General features: G+C 59.2%; 20 protein-coding genes. 14 read left to right on the top strand and 6 right to left on the bottom strand.

Annotated elements, in window-relative coordinates; genetic code table 11:
• Position 1 precedes the first annotated feature (1 nt).
• A complete protein-coding gene (locus KHO31_RS24360) occupies positions 2–613 on the bottom strand; it encodes a LysE family translocator (protein WP_201082505.1) in 612 nt (203 codons plus the stop codon).
• A gap of 66 nt (positions 614–679) precedes the next feature.
• Positions 680–1,327 carry a VTT domain-containing protein gene (locus KHO31_RS24365; protein WP_201082507.1) on the bottom strand — a complete coding sequence of 216 codons (648 nt, stop codon included), beginning with the start codon at positions 1,325–1,327 and terminating at the stop codon, positions 680–682.
• A 133-nt stretch (positions 1,328–1,460) separates the two neighbouring features.
• On the opposite strand from KHO31_RS24365, the gene KHO31_RS24370 reads away from it, so the two are divergent.
• Positions 1,461–1,988, top strand: coding sequence for a GNAT family N-acetyltransferase (locus KHO31_RS24370; RefSeq protein ID WP_201082510.1), 528 nt, complete (start codon positions 1,461–1,463; stop codon positions 1,986–1,988).
• Between the two features lie 181 nt (positions 1,989–2,169).
• Here the strand turns inward: KHO31_RS24370 and KHO31_RS24375 are convergent, their stop codons facing one another.
• Both KHO31_RS24375 and KHO31_RS24380 read right to left on the bottom strand, forming a co-directional pair.
• On the bottom strand, positions 2,170–3,231 hold the full coding sequence (locus KHO31_RS24375; RefSeq protein ID WP_211624300.1) for an alkene reductase: 1,062 nt from the start codon (positions 3,229–3,231) through the stop codon (positions 2,170–2,172).
• Positions 3,232–3,316: 85 nt separating this feature from the next.
• Positions 3,317–3,619 (bottom strand): ArsR/SmtB family transcription factor, encoded by a 303-nt coding sequence (locus KHO31_RS24380; protein ID WP_201082514.1) that lies wholly within the window; start codon positions 3,617–3,619, stop codon positions 3,317–3,319.
• Between the two features lie 1,553 nt (positions 3,620–5,172).
• Here KHO31_RS24380 and KHO31_RS24385 point away from each other — a divergent pair.
• The 3 genes from KHO31_RS24385 to KHO31_RS24395 all read left to right on the top strand — a co-directional run bounded on the left by KHO31_RS24385 (position 5,173) and on the right by KHO31_RS24395 (position 6,594).
• Complete coding sequence (locus KHO31_RS24385) at positions 5,173–5,559, top strand: HU family DNA-binding protein (RefSeq protein ID WP_211624302.1); 387 nt, start codon at positions 5,173–5,175, stop codon at positions 5,557–5,559.
• Between the two features lie 202 nt (positions 5,560–5,761).
• Positions 5,762–5,968 carry a hypothetical protein gene (locus KHO31_RS24390; protein ID WP_201086082.1) on the top strand — a complete coding sequence of 69 codons (207 nt, stop codon included), beginning with the start codon at positions 5,762–5,764 and terminating at the stop codon, positions 5,966–5,968.
• 185 nt (positions 5,969–6,153) lie between these two features.
• On the top strand, positions 6,154–6,594 hold the full coding sequence (locus KHO31_RS24395; RefSeq protein WP_201084394.1) for an SET domain-containing protein: 441 nt from the start codon (positions 6,154–6,156) through the stop codon (positions 6,592–6,594).
• Between the two features lie 63 nt (positions 6,595–6,657).
• On the opposite strand, the gene KHO31_RS24400 is transcribed toward KHO31_RS24395, so the two are convergent.
• Positions 6,658–7,578 carry a LysR family transcriptional regulator gene (locus tag KHO31_RS24400; protein ID WP_201084393.1) on the bottom strand — a complete coding sequence of 307 codons (921 nt, stop codon included), beginning with the start codon at positions 7,576–7,578 and terminating at the stop codon, positions 6,658–6,660.
• A gap of 115 nt (positions 7,579–7,693) precedes the next feature.
• Here KHO31_RS24400 and KHO31_RS24405 point away from each other — a divergent pair, with 115 nt between their 5' ends.
• The 8 genes from KHO31_RS24405 to KHO31_RS24440 all read left to right on the top strand — a co-directional run bounded on the left by KHO31_RS24405 (position 7,694) and on the right by KHO31_RS24440 (position 15,227).
• Positions 7,694–8,803 (top strand): 4-oxalomesaconate tautomerase, encoded by a 1,110-nt coding sequence (locus KHO31_RS24405; RefSeq protein ID WP_211624331.1) that lies wholly within the window; start codon positions 7,694–7,696, stop codon positions 8,801–8,803.
• Complete coding sequence (locus KHO31_RS24410; protein WP_201086084.1) at positions 8,800–9,828, top strand: amidohydrolase family protein; 1,029 nt, start codon at positions 8,800–8,802, stop codon at positions 9,826–9,828. The genes KHO31_RS24405 and KHO31_RS24410 overlap by 4 nt, the downstream gene beginning before the upstream one ends.
• A gap of 5 nt (positions 9,829–9,833) precedes the next feature.
• Positions 9,834–10,535: a 4-carboxy-4-hydroxy-2-oxoadipate aldolase/oxaloacetate decarboxylase gene (ligK, locus tag KHO31_RS24415; protein WP_201084391.1), complete on the top strand. Its 702-nt coding sequence runs from the start codon at positions 9,834–9,836 to the stop codon at positions 10,533–10,535.
• Positions 10,536–10,653: 118 nt separating this feature from the next.
• Complete coding sequence (locus KHO31_RS24420) at positions 10,654–11,571, top strand: amidohydrolase family protein (protein WP_211624304.1); 918 nt, start codon at positions 10,654–10,656, stop codon at positions 11,569–11,571.
• Positions 11,568–11,975: a protocatechuate 4,5-dioxygenase subunit alpha gene (ligA, locus tag KHO31_RS24425; protein ID WP_201084389.1), complete on the top strand. Its 408-nt coding sequence runs from the start codon at positions 11,568–11,570 to the stop codon at positions 11,973–11,975. The genes KHO31_RS24420 and ligA overlap by 4 nt, the downstream gene beginning before the upstream one ends.
• Positions 11,968–12,810, top strand: a complete 843-nt coding sequence (locus KHO31_RS24430; protein ID WP_201084388.1) for a class III extradiol dioxygenase subunit beta — start codon at positions 11,968–11,970, stop codon at positions 12,808–12,810. Before ligA ends, KHO31_RS24430 begins: the two co-directional genes overlap by 8 nt.
• Positions 12,807–13,760: a Gfo/Idh/MocA family oxidoreductase gene (locus KHO31_RS24435; protein WP_211624306.1), complete on the top strand. Its 954-nt coding sequence runs from the start codon at positions 12,807–12,809 to the stop codon at positions 13,758–13,760. Before KHO31_RS24430 ends, KHO31_RS24435 begins: the two co-directional genes overlap by 4 nt.
• A gap of 297 nt (positions 13,761–14,057) precedes the next feature.
• Positions 14,058–15,227 carry a porin gene (locus KHO31_RS24440; RefSeq protein ID WP_211624308.1) on the top strand — a complete coding sequence of 390 codons (1,170 nt, stop codon included), beginning with the start codon at positions 14,058–14,060 and terminating at the stop codon, positions 15,225–15,227.
• 61 nt (positions 15,228–15,288) lie between these two features.
• On the opposite strand, the gene KHO31_RS24445 is transcribed toward KHO31_RS24440, so the two are convergent.
• Positions 15,289–16,230, bottom strand: coding sequence for a LysR family transcriptional regulator (locus tag KHO31_RS24445; protein WP_211624310.1), 942 nt, complete (start codon positions 16,228–16,230; stop codon positions 15,289–15,291).
• A 310-nt stretch (positions 16,231–16,540) separates the two neighbouring features.
• Here KHO31_RS24445 and KHO31_RS24450 point away from each other — a divergent pair, with 310 nt between their 5' ends.
• Positions 16,541–17,863 (top strand): Rieske 2Fe-2S domain-containing protein, encoded by a 1,323-nt coding sequence (locus tag KHO31_RS24450; protein WP_201084384.1) that lies wholly within the window; start codon positions 16,541–16,543, stop codon positions 17,861–17,863.
• A gap of 104 nt (positions 17,864–17,967) precedes the next feature.
• Entirely contained in the window at positions 17,968–18,930 is a 963-nt protein-coding gene (locus KHO31_RS24455) for a PDR/VanB family oxidoreductase (protein ID WP_201108834.1), read from the top strand.
• Positions 18,931–19,030: the final 100 nt, after the last annotated feature.

The raw sequence follows: 19,030 nt of genomic DNA on the forward strand, positions 1-19,030 counted from the left end.
GTCAGCGTGTGGCGATAGCGGCGGCGACACCCGCCATGACCGTGGCACTGGCGCGGTTGGTGATCCTGACCGCGCGGCGGGTGCTCAGCAGCTTGCGCGCACGTGTGGCGAGCAGGGCCCAGCCGAAGTCGACGGCCATCAGCACGATCAGCATGGTGAGCGTCAGTTCGAACCACGCGACGGTGCCGATGCGTGACAGATCGATGATGGTCGGCAGCAACGCGAGATAGAACATCATGATCTTCGGATTGCCGAGCGTCACTAGCAAGCCGGCGACGAACATGCGCCACGGCGACTGGCCGCTCGGCAAGTCGCTGCCTTGCACGTCGGCCGGTGCGCGCCACATCTTCCATGCCAGGAATAGCAGATAGGCGACGCCGACGAATTTCAGCGCGATGAACACCATGCCGAAGCTGCGCGCGATCACCGCGAGGCCCGCCACGGCACAGGTGAGCCACAAGGCTTCGCCGAGCCACATCGCGGCGAGAAATGGCAATACGTCGCGAAAGCCGTTGGTTAGCACGCGCGCGACCAGCGCGGCGATGCTGGGGCCAGGTGTGCCGGCGGCGATAATCAGCGCCAGTGCGAAAACGAGCAAAGCAGACAGCGACATAGCGTTACTCCGCGAATTTCAGTGCGCGCGCGCAACCGCCGGTTTAGTGGGCTCGCAACCGCCGGTTTAGTGGGCTCGCAACCGCCGGTTGACGAAGCGCCACACGGCACTCACCAGCAACGATCCGACACCGAGCGAGACGCCCAGCAGCACGATCGAACTCATGTGGTCGCGCACCAGCGGCACGTTGCCGAACAGATAGCCGGCCGCCACCAGCGACACGATCCACAGTGCAGCGCCGGCCGTAACGAACGAGACGAAACGCGCAAACGTCATGCGCGAAACGCCGGCGACGAACGGCGCGAAAGTGCGCACGACGGCAATGAACGGCGACAGCAGAAAGGTCAGGCCGCCGCGTGCCTCGTAAAACGCGTGCGCCTTACGCAGCGCATTCTTGTCGAGCCACCGGTAGTCGGCGGTATAGACCTTTTCGCCGATCGCGCGGCCGATTGCGTAGCAGACGATGCTGCCGGCCACGGTGGCGGCGAACAGCACGGGGATCACGAGCCAGACGTTCAGCGCGCCGGTGGCGGCGAGGCCGCCGCAGATGAAAATCAGCGGATCGCCCGGCAAAAAGAATAGCGGCAGGAAGCCGATCTCGACGAACACTACGAGAAACAGCATCGCGTAGACGGCCGTGCCGTATTGCACGATCAGACCGCTCAGGTGCTGGTCGAAGTGCAGGGCGACCTGCAGCACATGCATGAGATCCATCTTGGTCCGAAAGGGATTTGGGTGATCAGGATTTTAGTCCCGCGGTGGCATGGGCACTTGTTTATTTCGCGGTCGCGATGTCAATATCGGGGCGAGTCTTCCAGATTTCCCCTAAAAAACCTACGAAACGCTTATGCAACACGCCTTCAACGTGACGTTCCGACTTGCCGCGCCGCACGATGCGAATGCTATCCGCACGATCGAATTCGAGGCCGGCCAGCGCTTTGTCAGCGTCGGCATGATCGGTATTGCCGATGCACCGCCGATGGAGCTGGAACTCGTCAACAGCAAGATCGATGCGCAGCAGATTGTCGTCGCCGTGGATGCCGACGAGACCTGTGTGGGGTTCGTAATGTTCGAGCCGCAGCCCGCGCGCTTCTATGTTCAGGAGCTCGACGTGTTGACTTCGCATGCCGGGCAGCGCATCGGCGCGGCGCTGATCGAGCAGGTCGCGCAACTTGCGCGCGCGCAGCAGGTGATGCAACTTATATTGTCGACGTTCCGCGAAGTGCCGTGGAACGCGCCGTACTATCGGCGCCTCGGATTTCGCGATATCGAGGAGGCCGATCTCGATGCGGCGCTGATCGCACGGCGCGACGCGCATATCGCGCGCGGACTCGACGAATCGAAGCGCGTGTTCATGCGGCGTGATCTGGCATGAAGGTGGGCGTGAGCGCCTGGTTTGCCTGTCGTGCGGGTAGCGTGCGCTGTACGCAACGGCCTGCTCATGAAAAAACGCGGCGGGTATGGCCGAATACCGTTCCGGTCACACCCGCCGCGTGGTCTTGCAGCGTACTACTGATAACCAGCCGCTTTAACGAAGCGATGCTGATTTCAACCGCTTATTCGACCGTTTCCAGCGTCGGATAATCGACGTAGCCGGTTTCGCCGCGTGCATAGTACGTTGCCGGATTCGGCTTGTTCAACGGCGCATTCGTCTCGAAGCGGCGCACCAGATCCGGATTCGCGATGAACAGTTGACCCCACGCCACCGCGTCCGCTTCACCTGCGTCGAGCACGTGCTGCGCGGTTTCCTTGGTGAACTTTTCGTTCGCGATGTACGGGCCGCCGAATGCTTTCTTCAATTGCGGGCCGAGGCGGTCGTCGCCGAGCGCTTCGCGGGCAGCGATGAACGCAATCTTGCGCTTGCCGAGTTCGTGTGCGACGTAACCAAAGGTGGCCGCGGGATCCGAATCGCCCATGGCGTGCGCGTCGCGGCGCGGTGCGAGGTGCACGCCGACACGATTCGCGCCCCAGACGTCGATACAGGCGTCGGTAATTTCGAGCAGCAGGCGGGCGCGGTTTTCGATCGGGCCGCCGTAGGCGTCGGTACGTTTGTTGGTGCTGTCCTGCAGGAACTGATCGAGCAGATAGCCGTTCGCGCCGTGTACTTCCACGCCGTCGAAACCGGCTGCCTTCGCGTTTTCAGCGCCCTTGCGGAACGCGTCGACCACACCGGCGATTTCATCGAGTTCCAGTGCGCGCGGCGTCACGTACGGACGCTCCGGACGCACCAGGCTCACGTGGCCTTGTGCCGCGATCGCGCTCGGCGCGACCGGCAGTTCGCCGTTCAGGAACAGCGGGTCCGAAATACGGCCGACGTGCCACAGTTGCAGGAAGATCTTGCCGCCAGCTGCATGCACGGCGTTCGTGACGATCTTCCAGCCTTCGACCTGTTCCTGCGACCAGATGCCCGGGGTGTCGGCGTAACCGACGCCTTGCGGTGTGACGGAAGTGGCTTCGCTGATGATCAGGCCTGCCGTGGCGCGTTCGGCGTAGTACTTCGCCATCAGCGCGTTCGGCACGCGAATGTCTTCAGCGCGTTGCCGCGTGAGCGGCGCCATGATGATGCGGTTCGACAACGTGATGTCGCCAATCTGGAGCGGGTCAAAAAGAGTCGACATATGAGTTCACCTTAGGTGGCGGGCGCGTGGCCCGAGCCTTAAAAAATTGCGTGATGAAAGAAGCGCGGCGATGCGGATGAAGCGCTCAGAGCCCGGTATTCATGTACTCGAGAAACGCCTGAATGACGGCCTCATTGCGTTTGAAAAACACCCATTGACCGACCCGCTTTGACGTGACGAGCCCCGCGCGCTGCAGCGCCGCGAGGTGCGCCGACACGGTGGACTGCGACAGGCCGCAGCGCGCGTCAATCTTGCCGGCGCACACGCCGTGATCGAGCGTGAACTCCTGATCGGCGAAATGCGCGTACGGCTCGCGCAGCCAGCCGAGAATTTCCCGCCGTACAGGGTTGGCAAGCGCTTTGTGGATCGCGTCGATATCGAGCGTCATGTGGGTCGGTTTTCAGGTCATCAACAACTGGCAGATGTGGCGCCGGTTAGCGGCCACGGATCTGCATCGCTACAGGACGAATCATATATCGGAATTTAACGATATGCAGGAAGCCACTACTCACAATGGGGTCGATAGTGTGGGCGCACAAATAAGCCTGCACTTTCAACATGGACCGCATTTCGCACAAAAAAGAACGCAGCTCCAATTCCATAACGTGAAATTCCGCTCGGAAATCACCTGCAGATGGGCCTAGGCGGTAGACAGTAAGAACTTTGGTTCTTGGGGGGCGCAGCGCGAAAAACACGACTCCAATACCAAATTAAATTCGGAATCCTATATTTAAGTCTGCACTTGGCAAGCTGGACAGACTAGTTCGCGATGATTTCATTTTGCTTCGTTTTTTCCGGTCAATCAGCGCGTTTTGCACGGCGATCACGCTCGAATCCCGATTCTGACGCTGTCTGCACGTCTGTTTTCCGCTGGCGGGATGGATGTGGGCATCGTGAGCTGATTAGACGTAATGCACGATGAAGCTGTGAACCTTGCGGCAGTTGTGGCTACGGGATTTACTAGGGCACGATGGAAAGCGACCGCGCAGAAGCGCTGCATTCGCAAATTCTTGCGGTTAAGGGGTAGGCCGCATCAGGCACAGACGTGTCGCTGCGCACAGAGTTATTCCGATTGAGCGGCCTCCAAACCCAGTCGAGGGTGTCGGACGCTTGCAGCTAGGTTGGACTCTGATCTGAACGATATAGAGTGCCACTCCAATGTCGTCAGCACCGGGGCGGGTGCATCCGTCTCTCGGCGCCTTGCCAAAACTTTTTGAAGCACGAGCCGACTAGTTACCTCGCCTATCAGGCTATTAAATCCTCTGTGCGTTATCAGGGTTGGAAGGGCGTAAAAAAATGGCCCGCACCTTCGCGGACCCGGTTCTGGCGGAGCAAGGACGGGCGGCCAGTCTCCCGCCAGCCCCGCCTTGCCCCGTTTTGCGGTCGCGTGTCGCTAGCACGGACCACATCTACATCATAGTCACTGCACCGGCACGCGGCAGGGTTTTTCATCCGCACCGCAGGCGGGCACCGACCTCAACCGTTCCTTAGGATGGGGACTTGCGAGGCATAGGGAATTGAGAAAAAACGCAAAAAATGATGTAAATGAAGGCCCCGATAGTCAGAACTACCATACCCTTCATTTCAGGACACTGGCCCTTACAGGAACCGCATGACATCTGGGGTGACGACGCTGTGCACCGACAGGTAGCCGGCGTGCGCGCCACTGGATCGCCGCGATGCGGCCCGGCCCCCGGACAGCATGCCAGGTGCAGACGCAAAAGGCGCGGATCGGAAGCAGGCGGTCCATCAGACTTACGCGACGGTGCGCGCGGATGTGCCGGGAGCGACCGCGTTTCCCTCCGATGCGTCGCCGGGGCGGTTGCGCCCACTCGTTCATCAAACCCGTACCACTGACACGGGTAATCGCCAGCACCATGATGCGCCTCGATGCGCAGGCCCGGTTTAACGGCGGCGTCATGCACCACTCACGCCTGGGACATGCGTGCAGTGCCCTGTGATCGCGGATCAGTTCGGCGCGCGCCAATTGCGCAAAGGCGCGCGGATCGGATAGGGTGGCGTCATTCACAACCACAAAGAGGAAAAGCAATGAACAAGCAGGAACTGGTGGATGCGGTCGCCGCGAAGACGGGTGAGAGCAAGGCAGCAACCGGCCAGACGATCGATGCGTTTATTGGCACAGTCACGGCCGCCGTCAAAAAAGGTGACACCGTGCAACTGATCGGCTTCGGGTCGTTTTCCACGGGCGCGCGCGCCGCGCGGGTCGGCCGTAATCCGGCGACCGGCGCCGAGATCCAGATCCCTGCTGCGAAGGGGGTGAAGTTCACGGCGGGCAAGGCGTTCAAGGACACGGTGAACGGCGCCTGAGACCGGACGCACGCCGTCGCCCGGATTGTTGCCAACGGCGCCGCTGCCGGGAGGGCCGCCGCTACAGGTGCTGGCGGCAGCAACAGCACGGAGTGATCGGGCAACGGCTGGACCTCGGCCAGCCGGCCTGGTAGCATCAGGGCGAGACGCCGCGACGTACCGCGGCCCCTGCGATTCGCTGCATGTCTCTATAGATAGCCGTATGGAAAAGAAACGATCGCGGACCGGGCGCGAAATCTCGTGCCCAACGATTGGTGCGTTACTGCGCTACCGGACGCGCATCGTGCGCGTCATTGCGGAAGCCCGCGGGCAACGCGCGATGATCGAATCGCTCGACACCACAGGCCGGGCCTTCGTGAGCACGGTGAAGTGGGTCAGCCTGTGTGAGCTGGGTAATCAGCTTTTCTGAAGCTGGATATCTTCGCGGGCCGAGCGGTCAGTCATTCCGGGATGCCTGCGGATCAGATACCTCGACTCTCCAGCGTCGATATGGCCGCCGGTGCCCGAACGTCGCACGCGCGTGCTCATCCCATCACACTGGATGCGGAAATTTGCTGCCCGTATATTGGCGCTGACATCGGGAAAGGAAAGAGTATGCGGCGCGTGATTGTCCGGCGGTCTCCAGTTCACGGCAAAGGTGTGTTCGCCATGCATGCGCTCGCGGCGGGCGAGCGCGTGCTTGAGTACAAGGGTGAAATCACTTCGTGGCGAAATGCGGTGCGCCGTCATCAGCGTGAAGGCGTCGAAGGCCATACGTTTCTTTTCGGCCTGTCGGATGGGCGGGTGATCGACGGCGGCCGTGGCGGCAACAGCGCGCGCTGGCTCAATCACGCCTGTGAGCCGAACTGCGAGACCATCGAGGATGAGGGACGGATTTTCATTCACACGTTGCGGGCAATCGAGCCGGACGAAGAACTGTTCATTGAATATCTGCTGTCGATTGACGATTCTGCGAATGAAGAGGTTCGGGCCCAGTACGCCTGCCGGTGTAAGGCATCAGGCTGCTGTCAGTCGATGCTGGCGGACGCAGCGTGAGCGAATTGGCTTAGGAAAGGAGGGGCGGCCCCGCCGCCTTCGAAGTGAGGTCGACCGTCCATCTCAAACCCCAGTTTTCCAGTGATCGCGCAACAGATTTTGCAATAACGGCACGGCCTGATTAAGCAACGGTCCATGCGGACGCTGGGCAGAGGTCGCTATCCACAGCGTGGTTTCCAAAGTGGGTTTCCGGATGGGGCGCACGTGAAAATCACCCTCCCGTCCGCTCGATCGAACTGCTTTTAGAGACAATATGGCGTGTACACCTTCGTCGCGTACAAGAGTCAGAATTGCCGGGATGCTTTCGATTTCGAGCGCGATACGTGGCTTCAGCGACGCTTGCGCCATCGTCGCTTCAACCAGCATACGAATCGAGTGCGGCCGGCTTGGCATAACGAGATTTCGCTCAGCGACTTCTGCCAGACTGATTTCGTCGTAATTTGGTGGGTCGGTTGGCGACGTTCCGGCTCCGCGGCCGGACACTAGATAGAGTTGTTCGTTAAGTACCGGCGCAAGTTCTACGCCCGAAGAAGTGGGGACCGTATAAACCACGGCGCAGTCAGCACGACCGATTGTCAGCCATTCCAGTACATAAGTTGACAGCCCCTCAAGCACGCAAAGCGTCGCTTTGGGGAAGCGCTCACGAAAGGCTCTTACCAGCGGTGCCGTCAGAATAAGGCTCACACTCGGCGGTAGCGCCACAACAAGGCGCCCTGTCGAGGCGCCCCGACCTTCCTCCATGTCGAGCTGGGCTCGTTCAATCTGTGAAAGAACGCCACGGCCGTGCTCCAGAAAACGCTTGCCCGCCTCGGTCAACGTCACGCCGCGACCATTGCGCTCCAGAAGTGCCTGACGAAATTCGATCTCCAGCGCGCGCACCTGCCGGCTGAGTACGGGCTGCGCGATGGAAAGGAAATTCGAGGCCCGCGTAAAGCTTCCTAGCTCTGCGACATGGACGAAGTATTCAAGTTGCCGAAGCTCCATGACGATCTCCAGAGTTGCATTTTATGCATATCTAATATATCGGATATGTCATTGCAGAATGGCAGATAAAGTAAAAAAATACAAGAACAACAACGGAGCCAGGTCAAGAAAGTCCATGCAACACGCCATATCCTGTCTGTTTATGCGCGGCGGCACGTCGCGCGGGCCGTTTTTCAATGCGGCCGATCTTCCGTCCGATATCGCTGCACGCGACCGCGTGCTGCTCAACGTGATGGGGTCTCCTGACCGTCGACAGATCGACGGGTTAGGCGGTGCACACCCGCTGACGAGCAAGGTGGGAATAGTCGGTCGTAGCAGCCGGCCAGGCGTGGATCTGGAGTTTCTGTTCGCGCAACTGCAGCCGGACGGCGATACGGTCGACACCACGCCTAACTGCGGCAACATGCTGGCGGCCGTCGTGCCCTTCGCGCTGGAAACCGGCTTGGCAACCTCACAGGGAGATGTCACGACGTTGCGCGTGTTGACGCTGAACACCGATATGGAATGCGATATCAGCGTGCAAACGCCGGATGGGCAGGTGCGCTACGACGGGGACGCCCGCATCGACGGCGTGCCCGGTACCTCGGCGCCGATCTCGATCAAATTCCTCGATACGGAAGGCTCGGTCTGTTCGGGTCTGTTGCCCACAGGGCATGTGCGCGATCACGTTCAGCTGGAGGCGACGTTGGCGATTGACGTGACCTGTATCGACAACGGCATGCCCATGGTGCTGCTGCGTGCCGATGCGGTGGGCCGAACCGGCCAGGAGTCGGTTGCCGCACTGAATGGTGACGTTGAGCTGAAGTCCACGCTCGAGGCGCTGCGCTTGCGGTGTGGTGAATTGATGGGTCTGGGTGATGTGACCTCAAAAACGTATCCCAAGATGTGCCTGATCGCTACCCCAACGGCGGGGGGGAGTCTGGCGACGCGGTGCTTCATCCCGCACGTGTGCCATGACGCTATCGGGGTGCTGGCTGCTGTGACTGTCGCGACCGCCTGCGTGCTCGAAGGCAGCGTTGCACAGGGCCTGGCATTGGTGCCGCCGGGTGTCATCAAGCAGATCTCGGTTGAACATCCGTCAGGCGAATTCAGCGTCGAGCTTGAGACCGATCCCGCCGATCCTCAGACAGTACGGCGTGCCGCACTGCTAAGAACGGCGCGCCTGATTATGCGCGGCGAAGTCATGGTGAGCAAATGGGCATTTATGGAAGGGGACACAGCATGATCATCGATTGCCACGGCCATTACACGACAGCGCCCAAGGCGCTGGAAGAGTGGCGTAACCGTCAGATCGCGGCGTTGAAAGATCCGGCCCAGAAACCGAGGGTCGCTGATCTGAACATCAGCGATGACGAACTTCGCGAATCTATCGCTAGCAACCAGTTGAAGAAGATGCAGGAGCGCGGAAGCGACCTGACGATTTTTTCTCCCCGTGCCAGCTTCATGGCGCACCACATCGGTAATTTCGAGACCAGTTCGACGTGGGCCGCGATCTGCAATGAGCTGTGCTATCGGGTTTCGCAGCTGTTTCCCGACAACTTCATTGGCGCTGCAATGCTGCCGCAGTCTCCAGGTGTCGATCCGAAGACCTGCATTCCGGAGCTTGAGCGCTGCGCCAAAGAGTACGGCTTTGTTGGCATTAACCTGAACCCTGATCCATCAGGTGGCCATTGGACTTCACCGCCTCTGTCGGATCGCCACTGGTATCCCATCTACGAGAAGATGGTCGAGTACGGCATCCCGGCGATGGTCCACGTTTCGACCAGTTGCAACGCCTGCTTTCATACCACGGGCGCCCATTATCTGAACGCCGACACAACAGCATTCATGCAATGCCTGACCTCGGATCTGTTCAAGGATTTCCCTGAATTGAAGTTTGTGATTCCGCATGGCGGTGGGGCTGTCCCGTATCACTGGGGGCGCTTCCGGGGCCTTGCTCAGGAATTGAAAAAGCCTTTGCTGAAGGAGCATCTGCTCAACAACATCTTCTTCGATACCTGTGTCTATCACCAACCCGGCATTGACCTGCTGACCAAGGTCATACCGGTCGACAACATCCTGTTTGCCAGCGAAATGATCGGTGCCGTACGCGGCATCGATCCCGAGACCGATTTTTACTACGACGATACCAAACGCTATATCGAGGCATCGACGATCTTGTCGCCGGAGGACAGGCACAAAGTCTACGAAGGCAATGCCCGACGCGTTTATCCGCATCTCGATGCCGCACTCAAACGCAAAGGACTGTGAGCACCATGACTGATACCAACCTTGGCACACAGCTCGGCGTTGTCAAACGCAACATCGTTCGTACTGACGCAACCGTCGTCAGGCAGCTTTCAGGTTTGGGCGTTGCGACCGTTCACGAAGCGATGGGCCGTATGGGGTTGATGAAGACCTACATGCGTCCGATTTACGCCGGCGCACACGCTTGCGGCACTGCGGTAACCGTGCTTCTACATCCGGGCGACAACTGGATGATGCATGTCGTGGCCGAGCAGATTCAGCCGGGCGACATAGTCATCGCTGCAGTAACGGCCGACACCACGGACGGATTTTTCGGCGATCTGCTCGCTACCAGTTTTCAGGCACGTGGCGCCGTAGGCCTGGTGATCGACGGCGGATGCCGCGATGTCAAAGACCTCACGGCCATGAAGTTTCCCGTGTTCTCCAAGGCAGTTAGCGCAAAGGGGACAGTCAAGGCAACTATCGGCTCGGTGAATATCCCAGTCGTTTGTGCTGGAGCACTGGTCAATCCTGGCGACGTGGTGGTTGCCGACGATGACGGTATTGTCGTCGTCCCGATCGGCCTGGCCCAGAAGGTCGCCGAAGCAGCTGCCGCGCGTGAGGCAAACGAAGCCGAGAAACGACGGAAGCTCGCGGCCGGTGTGCTTGGCCTTGACATGTACTCGATGCGCGAGCCGCTGGAACGGGCTGGTCTCAGGTACATCGACTGACCTCCGATTGCGCTAACCGTGCGCAGCATTTTCCTGCATGGGCTGACAGCGATCTGTCGGCGTTGAAGGGTATGCAGAAATCAATTCAAAAATAGCTTGGGATGGTGCGAGAAAGAAGATGACTGAGCGTTTCGAAAAAACACCTGGCTGGCTGGACTGGTACCAGGGCCCCTCCAGACCGCGGTTCCAGCTGCCGGCCGGAGCAGTGGATGCCCACTGCCATGTTTTCGGTCCGGCCGGGCAGTTCCCCTATGCGCCTGAGCGTAAGTACACCCCCTGTGATGCTGGCAAGGAGCAACTGTTCGCGCTACGCGATCACCTGGGCTTTGAGCGCAATGTAATCGTGCAGGCCACCTGTCATGGCGCGGACAATCGTGCGTTGATCGACGCCTGCGTGAGTGCTGGCGGTCGGGCGCGTGGCGTTGCGACCGTCAAGTGCGACGTGAGCGATCAGGAACTGCAGGAGTTGAATGCCGCTGGCATACGTGGAGTGCGGTTCAATTTCGTCAAGCGACTGGTCGACTTCACACCCAAGGAAGAACTGATTGAGATTGCGCACCGCATCGCCAAACTGGGCTGGCACATCGTTGTCTACTTCGAGGCTGTAGATTTACCCGAACTGTGGGACTTCTTCAGCTGTTTGCCAACTGGTCTGGTCGTTGATCACATGGGGCGCCCCGATGTTTCCAAACCCGTAGACGGTGAAGAGTTCGAATTGTTCGTGAGATTTATGCGTGAGCATCCCAACGTGTGGTCAAAGGTAAGTTGTCCAGAGCGTCTATCGGTGTCAGGAAAGCCGGCACTCGACGGCGAACAAGCCGCCTATCACGACGTGGTGCCTTTCGCCCGGCGGCTGGTTGAAACGTTCCCCGATCGAGTGCTCTGGGGGACCGACTGGCCTCATCCCAACCTGAAAAATCACATGCCCGACGATGGTTTGCTTGTGGACTTCATCCCTCGAATCGCCACTACGCCGGAGCTCCAGCGCAAGCTCCTTGTGGATAATCCTTTACGACTGTATTGGGGGAAATCATGAATGCACCCACCGGGCGTGACTATCGCCAGATTCCCGGCACATACGTATTCGATGGCGAACATTGCCGCAAAGGATACGCGTTGAACATGTTCTGCAAATCGCTGGACTCGGAGAGCAACCGCATGGCTTTTCGGGCCGATTCCACAGTCTATCTCGACAAATTCGAACTGAGCGTCGATCAGCGCCGTGCGGTACTCGATCGCGACTGGATCGCGATGCTGCGTTTGGGCGGCAACATTTACTACACCTTCAAGCTCGCCATTTTCGACGGTTTGACAATGCAACATGTGGGGGCCGCCATGTCGACTGATGGGATGTCCGTGGACGAGTTTCGCGCAATGATGATCTCCGGTGGCCGCCCGATCAAGGGCAATCGCAACGTGGAGGAGTGGTCCCATGGCTAGGTTTGTTGGAGGCGTCGGTACCTCACATGTGCCGTCGATTGGCGCAGCCATCGATCACGGCAAAACTCAGGAGCCGTACTGGAAGCCGCTATTCGATGGGGTGAAGGCGGCACGCGACTGGATCGACGAGGTCAAGCCCGACGTGGTCATCGTTGTCTATAACGATCACGCATCCCGATTCGGGCTCGATGTGACGCCCACATTTGCAATCGGCGTGGCCGACCAGTTTCCACCGCACGACGAGGGATATGGGCCTCGGCCCGTACCGGCATGCCAGGGAGATCCGGCGTTGGCGTGGCACCTGACCGAATCGCTGATACTGAACGACGAAATCGATTTGACGATGGTCGGCGAGATGTCGGTAGATCACGGTCTCACTGTGCCGCTGTCGCTGCTATTTGGTCAGCCGGATCTGTGGCCCTGCCGCGTGATTCCCTTGTGTGTCAACGTGATCCAGTATCCGCAACCGACCGCCCTGCGTTGCTTCAAGCTCGGACAAGCGCTCCGACGGGCAATAGATTCGTATGGTCCCGACATCAAGGTCGCGGTGCTTGGAACCGGTGGCATGTCGCATCAACTGCAAGGGGAGCGTGCCGGACTGATCAATGCACCTTACGACAATCAATGGCTCGACGGCATGGTCAGCGATCCGCTATCGCTGACGAAGATCGGACATACCGAACTGCTGCGCGAGGCGGGATCGGAGGGGCTTGAGATCATCATGTGGCTAATCATGCGCGGCGCGATGAATGAAACAGTGCGTCAGATTCATCGTTTCTATCACGTGCCTGCGTCGAACACGGCCTATGGCCTGTTAGTGCTGGAGGACGCGTGACGAGGCCGCTGAAGGTCGCACTTGTCGGTGCCGGCGCGTTCGGAATTCAGCATCTGGATGCGATCTCGAGCCTGGGCGGCGCGGACGTGGTGTCGCTCGTGGGTAGGGACCTGCAAAAGACGCGCGAGATTGCTGAGCGCTACGGGATCGCGCGTGCCTGCGTCGAACTGGACGACATTTTGACTCAGCCTGAGATAGAGGCCGTGATCCTGTGTACGCCGACGCCGTTGCACGCAGAGCAGGCAATCGCTTGCCTGCGGGCTGGAAAGCACGTGCAAGTCGAGATCCCTCTGGCTGACTCCCTCGTGGACGCTGAAACGGTGGCGCTGTGGCAGCAACGCACGGGCATGATTGCAATGTGCGGACATACGCGACGTTTCAATGCGGGGCATCAATGGTTGCGCGAGCGCATATTGACCGGAGAGTTCACATTGCGCCAGCTCGATGTGCAGACGCATTTTCTGCGTCGCTTCAATACGAATGCACTGGGTCAACCACGAAGCTGGACTGATCATCTGTTGTGGCATCACGCGGCTCATACGATAGACCTGTTTCAATATCAGACCGGCGAAGAGGTGATCGCCGCCAATGTACTGGAGGGACCGATCCATCCAACGCTGGGGATTGCGCTCGATATGTCCATCCAGCTCAAAAGTCTTGGTGGCGCGTTGTGTACGCTATCGCTTAGCTTCAACAACGACGGACCACTGGGATCGACATTTCGATATATTGGCGACGGCTTGACCTATATCGCCCGCTATGACCAGTTGACCAACGGCATGGGCGAAAGCCTTGACCTTGATCTGCCCGAGCCCGCACTGAGCGGAGTAGCGCGGCAAGATCGGGAATTCTTCGCCGCGATCCGCGAGCGCCGCGAACCGAATGCGAGCGTGGCAAGTGCGCTTCCGTGCTATCGCGTATTGGACCAGCTTGCCCGGCAACTGGGCTGAATTCCCAGTTTATCGTTCGCACCTGACATGGCCGATCGGTTCATTTGATGGTGCTGACATAGCAGTTATGCAAGTCAAACGATTTATCCGGCGACGTTATCCGAATACTGTAATTCATGTCGTATCGGCGTAATGATTAGTACGACAAAAAATCAATGGATCGTCAGGCTGTCTAGTCCGAACGCGATACGGACTTCCCCGTCGTGCCGGTTATGTGGTTGGTACGTAGAAGTGACTCCCGCTCCATGCTCGCGAGTCACGAAAATATAAAAAATATTTTTCTAAAGGATTGGAGACATGAAAAAAGTTCTGAGCGCGGCGATACTCGCAACCGCCCTCCTGGTGTCCGTTCAGGCCCATGCACAGGGCAGCGTGACACTTTACGGAATTATCGATACCGGTGTGGATTGGGAGAGCCAGGCGGCCAAGGCACCGGGTCAACAGAGCGCGTCCGGCTCGGCTGTCAGGATGACTTCGTTATCCGGCTCGCTCCCTTCGCGATGGGGATTGCGTGGCAAGGAAAACCTCGGCGCGGGACTGAACGTCATTTTCGAACTGGAGAGCGGCTTTGCGCCGAATTCCGGCGCGCTTCAGAACGGTAATCGGCTTTTTGGCCGGTCTGCGTGGGTGGGACTTGAAACGCCTTACGGCACGGTTCGCGCGGGTCGTCAGATCAACATGACGTACATCGCGTTGATGAAATCGACCGTCATGGGGCCAGCCCTATACTCGTTGGCGGCGCTCGACCCGTACCTGCCCAATAGCCGCTCGGACAACGCCTTAAGCTACTTCAATGATTTCCATCATTTCGTGATTGGGGCGACTTACAGCACGGGGCGAGATGCTGCAAGTAGTCCCGGAAGTGCGGCGGTGAATGGAGGGGCGACATTTAATCCTGGCGCCACGAATTGTCCGGGCAATGTTGCAGGAAGCTCGACAGCATGCCGTCAGATTACAGCGCTGGCCGGGTATTGGGGACAGGAGTTTGGTCTGCAGTTTGTTTACGATCAGTTGCGCGGTGGGCCCGGCTTGTCGCCCGGCAGCGTCTCCTATGACCCGTCGATGCCACTATTGCTCCCGAGCGCCAGTGCGAAGACTACTCGCTATATGGTCAGCGGTTACGTTCAATTCGGTGATCTGTCAATTCGCGGCGGTGCAATCCATCGAATGACGACTACGGCAACGGATTACCAGACGAACATTTTTTACGGCGGCGCATCGTATATGCTCGCGCCGGATGTAGAGCTGGACGGCGAGATATCGAGAATTGCCACGACGGATCAGAAGAACGCCAACTACTATGTGATGCGCGCGACGTATCTTTTGTCTAAACGAACCTCCATCTACACGATGCTCGGCTTCATGCAGAACAATAGTCGTGCGTCATATTCCGTTGGTGCGGGCTATTACACGGTGGCGAACGCGAAACAGACCGGCGTCCTGTTCGGTATTCAACACCGCTTTTAAAAAGCTACCCGTCGCCCCCGGCACGGGGGCTTCGGTACGACACGCGGTGTCGCGAGTGACGTCATGCGTCTATGGCTTTCTCGACATCTGCGTGAAATTGCACGAGCTGCTGTCGAACGACGTCGCGCACCAGCGACGTCCCTTGCCCGATCAGCGAGTCGTTTAGCGCGCGCACCGGGGTCGCAACGGAAAGACTACAACGTAAAAGAGGTTTGCGGATGCGATGCAGCCGCAACTTCGGGTCGCCGATACACGGGTGCACCCCACTCAACGGAATCACGGCGCACCCATAGCCCTTGCGGACCAGGTCGAGGATCGCCGTGAGGTTCTCGATCTCATGCGCAACTTGCGGCTTCAGACCGAGCGCGGCCATCGCGGTCGCGAGTGCCGCGTGCACGGCGTTCGTGGTACCCGCCGTCACCAGCGGCAAGGTGGCCACGTCTGTGAGTGTCAGCGAACGCGGCAGCGCCTTTCCCGCATGCTCGATCAGCGGCCCGGAGACGAGGTACAACTCCTCGTCAGCCAGCAGCCGCAACTCGGCGACATCGCTGGGCGGTTGGTTATAGACCACGGAACAGTCGAGCTTGCCGGTACCGACCAGCTCAACCAGATGGGCCGACAAACCGTCAACGGTGCGCAGCGTCACTTCAGGCAAGTGCTCGCGGAAGGCATCAATTAGCGGCACGACGACCGTACGTGCAAGGCTAGGTGGCAGTCCGAGCACCAGAGCGCCCTGTACCGGACCAACACTGCCTCTGACCGCGCGTTCGGCAAGTGCAATCTGACGAAGGATCAAGGGGACGTGGTCAAGCAGTCGCTGACCCGCCTCGGTCAGGACAAGTCCGCGGCCGTTGCGCCGGAATAGCTCCGTGCCGAGTTCCGCTTCGAGTTGTGCGACCTGGCGGCTCAGGGCCGCCTGGGTCAAGCCGAGGACGCTGGCCGCCCGTGTCAGATTGCCAATCTCAGCGATGCGTGAGAAGTGTTGGAGCTGTTTGATTTCCATGCGTCGACCCCTACCGAAAGGGCATAGCAGATATGCCAAAAAGACGATTTTTTTAAATCAGATATCAATATATCTTAACACTCGTTGACGCCGAGTGAACTGGCAATGGATCTGCAGCGATGGATCATTTTATGGCGGCGCGGCCGGACAGTTATCAGGATGGGGCTGTCCTGCTCATTTCTGACCTGCCTCGCGGGCACGCTGCTCAATGCGCTCGGAGTTCTAACGACGGCGCGTAGACCTGCCAGTTCCAGTCGGGTGCACCGACCTTTTACTTCGATTGCCCTTTGAACAGAACATAGGAGACATCATGGACACCTCCACTCATCCGATCACGATCAAACCGCGTCCGCGCGGAGCTGATCGTTACCAGTACCTGACGCAGACGAATGCAGGCACGCCTGCTGGTGAATTGCTTCGCCGTTACTGGCAGCCGGTGGCATTGATCGATTCATTGCCGGCCGGCGCTGCGCCACAGCCGATCCGCATCATGGGCGAAGACCTGGTGTTATTCCGCGATGAGGATGGCCGCGTCGGTCTGATCGACCGGAAATGTGCCCACCGCTGCACCGACCTTGCGTTGGGTCGCATCGAATCTGGCGGTATTCGTTGTCCCTATCATGGCTGGTTGTTCGACGTGAATGGCCGCTGTCTGGATCAGCCCGCCGAAGCTTCAGCGACCGCCAAAGACCGGATCCGGATGAAGTCCTATCCGCTTCATGAGGCGGCCGGGGCGTTCTGGGCGTATATGGGTCCTGGCGAACCACCGCTTTTTCCGAATTATCCCGCGCTTGCCGGCGGTAGCGAATATCGCTACACGACGCGCTGGTTCGGCGACTGCAACTGGATGCAAGCGAGCGAAGGCAATATTGACCCGGTTCACACGTCCTATCTGCATCAGTTGGAGCTGTCTAGCGCTGATATGCAAGCCCGCTGGGGCGTGTTTTCGAATCAGGCCAGACCGGAGCTGGCTGTCGAAGACACTCGCTTTGGGGTGAGGCTATACACGCTGCGCAAGATCGAAGGTGCCGACCGGTCGTCGATTCGCATTACCAACTTCGTGATGCCTAACGCCTGTGCTGTTGGCGGCTTCGAGGGCTACCTGGGTGACGGTGGCGTCACGATGCTGTGGGACGTTCCTATCGACGATGAACATCACTGGCGCTGGGAGTTCATCTTTCATCGCAGCGGCAAACTGGATAAGGCTGCACTCGAAGAGCAATACGAATCCGAGAAGGCCGAAGGTGATCGCATGCGACGCGCCAAGGACGACCTGTATTCGCAGGATCGTGCATCAATGGAGCGCCAGGCCTACCTGGGTTTGGGTGAGTGTTTTTCAGTGCACGATATTGCGATCACTCAGTCGCAAGGCACGATCCACGAACAAAGCGGTGAGCATCTTTCGTCGTCCGACATCGCCATCGTGCGCGCGCGTCGCATGCTCGATGAGGCGGCACAGGTCGTCGCCGAAGGGGGAGATCCTCGCGGCGTGGTTCGCGACCTGGCGGACAACGATTTCCGGGACATGGTCGTGATAACCGGAGAGATCGGCACTGGGGAGTCGAAGGAAGCGTATTGCGCCGGTTACAGCGAGAGCGCGGAGTTGTTCACGCTGCAACCAACCACGGCGTAACGTAGCGCCGGCGCGTCTCGCCGTTTCGTCCGGCGGGACGCGAGCAGTCTTTGCCGCAATGACTTCGTCTTTGTGTTACCCGAATCTTCCTGAAGTATCTTGCCATGAATACCATCCCCGTTCGAGTCGTAGCCGCCGAAACCATTGCAGAAGGGATCCGCTTGCTGAAGCTGGCGCCCCAGGACGGATCCATGTTGCCAGCGTGGGAGCCTGGCTCGCATATCGATTTGCATCTTGGGCAGGGGATCACCCGACAGTATTCGCTGTGCGGATCGTATGCCGACACATCGACCTACGAGGTTGCCGTCAAGCGGGAAGCCGAATCGCGCGGTGGATCGAAGATTGTCCATGAAGCGTTGCGCGTCGGCAGCGAGCTAACCATCTCTGCGCCGCGCAATCATTTCACGATGAGTGACGAAGCGGGCCACAGCCTGCTCGTGGCTGGCGGGATCGGCATTACACCGATTATCAGCATGGCGCGCCAGTTCCACGATCGGGACCATACGTTCGAGTTACTGTATTTCACCCGATCCGAAACCCACACGGCATTCCGCGACGAACTGGCCAATGGGCCGCTCAACGCCTCGTGCCGGCTGCTGTTCGGCCAGGAGCGCGATGCCGTCGAGGAGACGCTGGACAATGCGCTTCGCAAGCGTCGAGATGGTGGGCACCTGTATCTGTGCGGACCTCAACCGTTCATGGACACGGTTCGCATGGTCGCCGCGCGTCATGGCTGGCCCGACGACGCGGTTCATCTCGAATACTTCGCCGCTGCGCCGTCGTCGGACACCGAGCCGAAAACGTCATTCGACCTGAAACTTGCACGATCGGACAAGACGTTCACGATCCCTGCCGACAGGACGATTGTCGATGTGCTCCGTGAGCATGGGACGGACGTCGAGACGTCCTGCGAGCAGGGGGTCTGCGGAACCTGCGTCGTGAAGGTACTGGAAGGATCCCCCGACCATCGCGACTGCTTTCTCACCGCGCAGGAGCACGCACGGGGAGATTGCATGGCCGTGTGCGTATCACGCTCGCATTCGAAGTTGTTGGTCGTCGATCTGTAAATCGGGGCGAGAGCGTGCAAAAGCTGGGGAGGCTCCCAAGGAGGGCCGGTTATTCTTCCGGTAGCAGCATCGGTTTCGTCTGGAGTAGGCTGATCAGTCT

The sequence above is a fragment of the Paraburkholderia domus genome (assembly GCF_905220705.1).
In the GTDB taxonomy this organism is placed as follows: domain Bacteria; phylum Pseudomonadota; class Gammaproteobacteria; order Burkholderiales; family Burkholderiaceae; genus Paraburkholderia; species Paraburkholderia domus.

What these genes read in the sequence shown, in the direction of transcription:
- KHO31_RS24360 (WP_201082505.1), bottom strand. Translation starts at nt 613, where the DNA reads ATGTCGCTGTCTGCTTTGCTCGTTTTCGCACTGGCGCTGATTATCGCC.
- KHO31_RS24365 (WP_201082507.1), bottom strand. Translation starts at nt 1,327, where the DNA reads ATGGATCTCATGCATGTGCTGCAGGTCGCCCTGCACTTCGACCAGCAC.
- KHO31_RS24370 (WP_201082510.1), top strand. Translation starts at nt 1,461, where the DNA reads ATGCAACACGCCTTCAACGTGACGTTCCGACTTGCCGCGCCGCACGAT.
- KHO31_RS24375 (WP_211624300.1), bottom strand. Translation starts at nt 3,231, where the DNA reads ATGTCGACTCTTTTTGACCCGCTCCAGATTGGCGACATCACGTTGTCG.
- KHO31_RS24380 (WP_201082514.1), bottom strand. Translation starts at nt 3,619, where the DNA reads ATGACGCTCGATATCGACGCGATCCACAAAGCGCTTGCCAACCCTGTA.
- KHO31_RS24385 (WP_211624302.1), top strand. Translation starts at nt 5,173, where the DNA reads ATGCGTGCAGTGCCCTGTGATCGCGGATCAGTTCGGCGCGCGCCAATT.
- KHO31_RS24390 (WP_201086082.1), top strand. Translation starts at nt 5,762, where the DNA reads ATGGAAAAGAAACGATCGCGGACCGGGCGCGAAATCTCGTGCCCAACG.
- KHO31_RS24395 (WP_201084394.1), top strand. Translation starts at nt 6,154, where the DNA reads ATGCGGCGCGTGATTGTCCGGCGGTCTCCAGTTCACGGCAAAGGTGTG.
- KHO31_RS24400 (WP_201084393.1), bottom strand. Translation starts at nt 7,578, where the DNA reads ATGGAGCTTCGGCAACTTGAATACTTCGTCCATGTCGCAGAGCTAGGA.
- KHO31_RS24405 (WP_211624331.1), top strand. Translation starts at nt 7,694, where the DNA reads ATGCAACACGCCATATCCTGTCTGTTTATGCGCGGCGGCACGTCGCGC.
- KHO31_RS24410 (WP_201086084.1), top strand. Translation starts at nt 8,800, where the DNA reads ATGATCATCGATTGCCACGGCCATTACACGACAGCGCCCAAGGCGCTG.
- ligK (WP_201084391.1), top strand. Translation starts at nt 9,834, where the DNA reads ATGACTGATACCAACCTTGGCACACAGCTCGGCGTTGTCAAACGCAAC.
- KHO31_RS24420 (WP_211624304.1), top strand. Translation starts at nt 10,654, where the DNA reads ATGACTGAGCGTTTCGAAAAAACACCTGGCTGGCTGGACTGGTACCAG.
- ligA (WP_201084389.1), top strand. Translation starts at nt 11,568, where the DNA reads ATGAATGCACCCACCGGGCGTGACTATCGCCAGATTCCCGGCACATAC.
- KHO31_RS24430 (WP_201084388.1), top strand. Translation starts at nt 11,968, where the DNA reads ATGGCTAGGTTTGTTGGAGGCGTCGGTACCTCACATGTGCCGTCGATT.
- KHO31_RS24440 (WP_211624308.1), top strand. Translation starts at nt 14,058, where the DNA reads ATGAAAAAAGTTCTGAGCGCGGCGATACTCGCAACCGCCCTCCTGGTG.
- KHO31_RS24445 (WP_211624310.1), bottom strand. Translation starts at nt 16,230, where the DNA reads ATGGAAATCAAACAGCTCCAACACTTCTCACGCATCGCTGAGATTGGC.
- KHO31_RS24450 (WP_201084384.1), top strand. Translation starts at nt 16,541, where the DNA reads ATGGACACCTCCACTCATCCGATCACGATCAAACCGCGTCCGCGCGGA.
- KHO31_RS24455 (WP_201108834.1), top strand. Translation starts at nt 17,968, where the DNA reads ATGAATACCATCCCCGTTCGAGTCGTAGCCGCCGAAACCATTGCAGAA.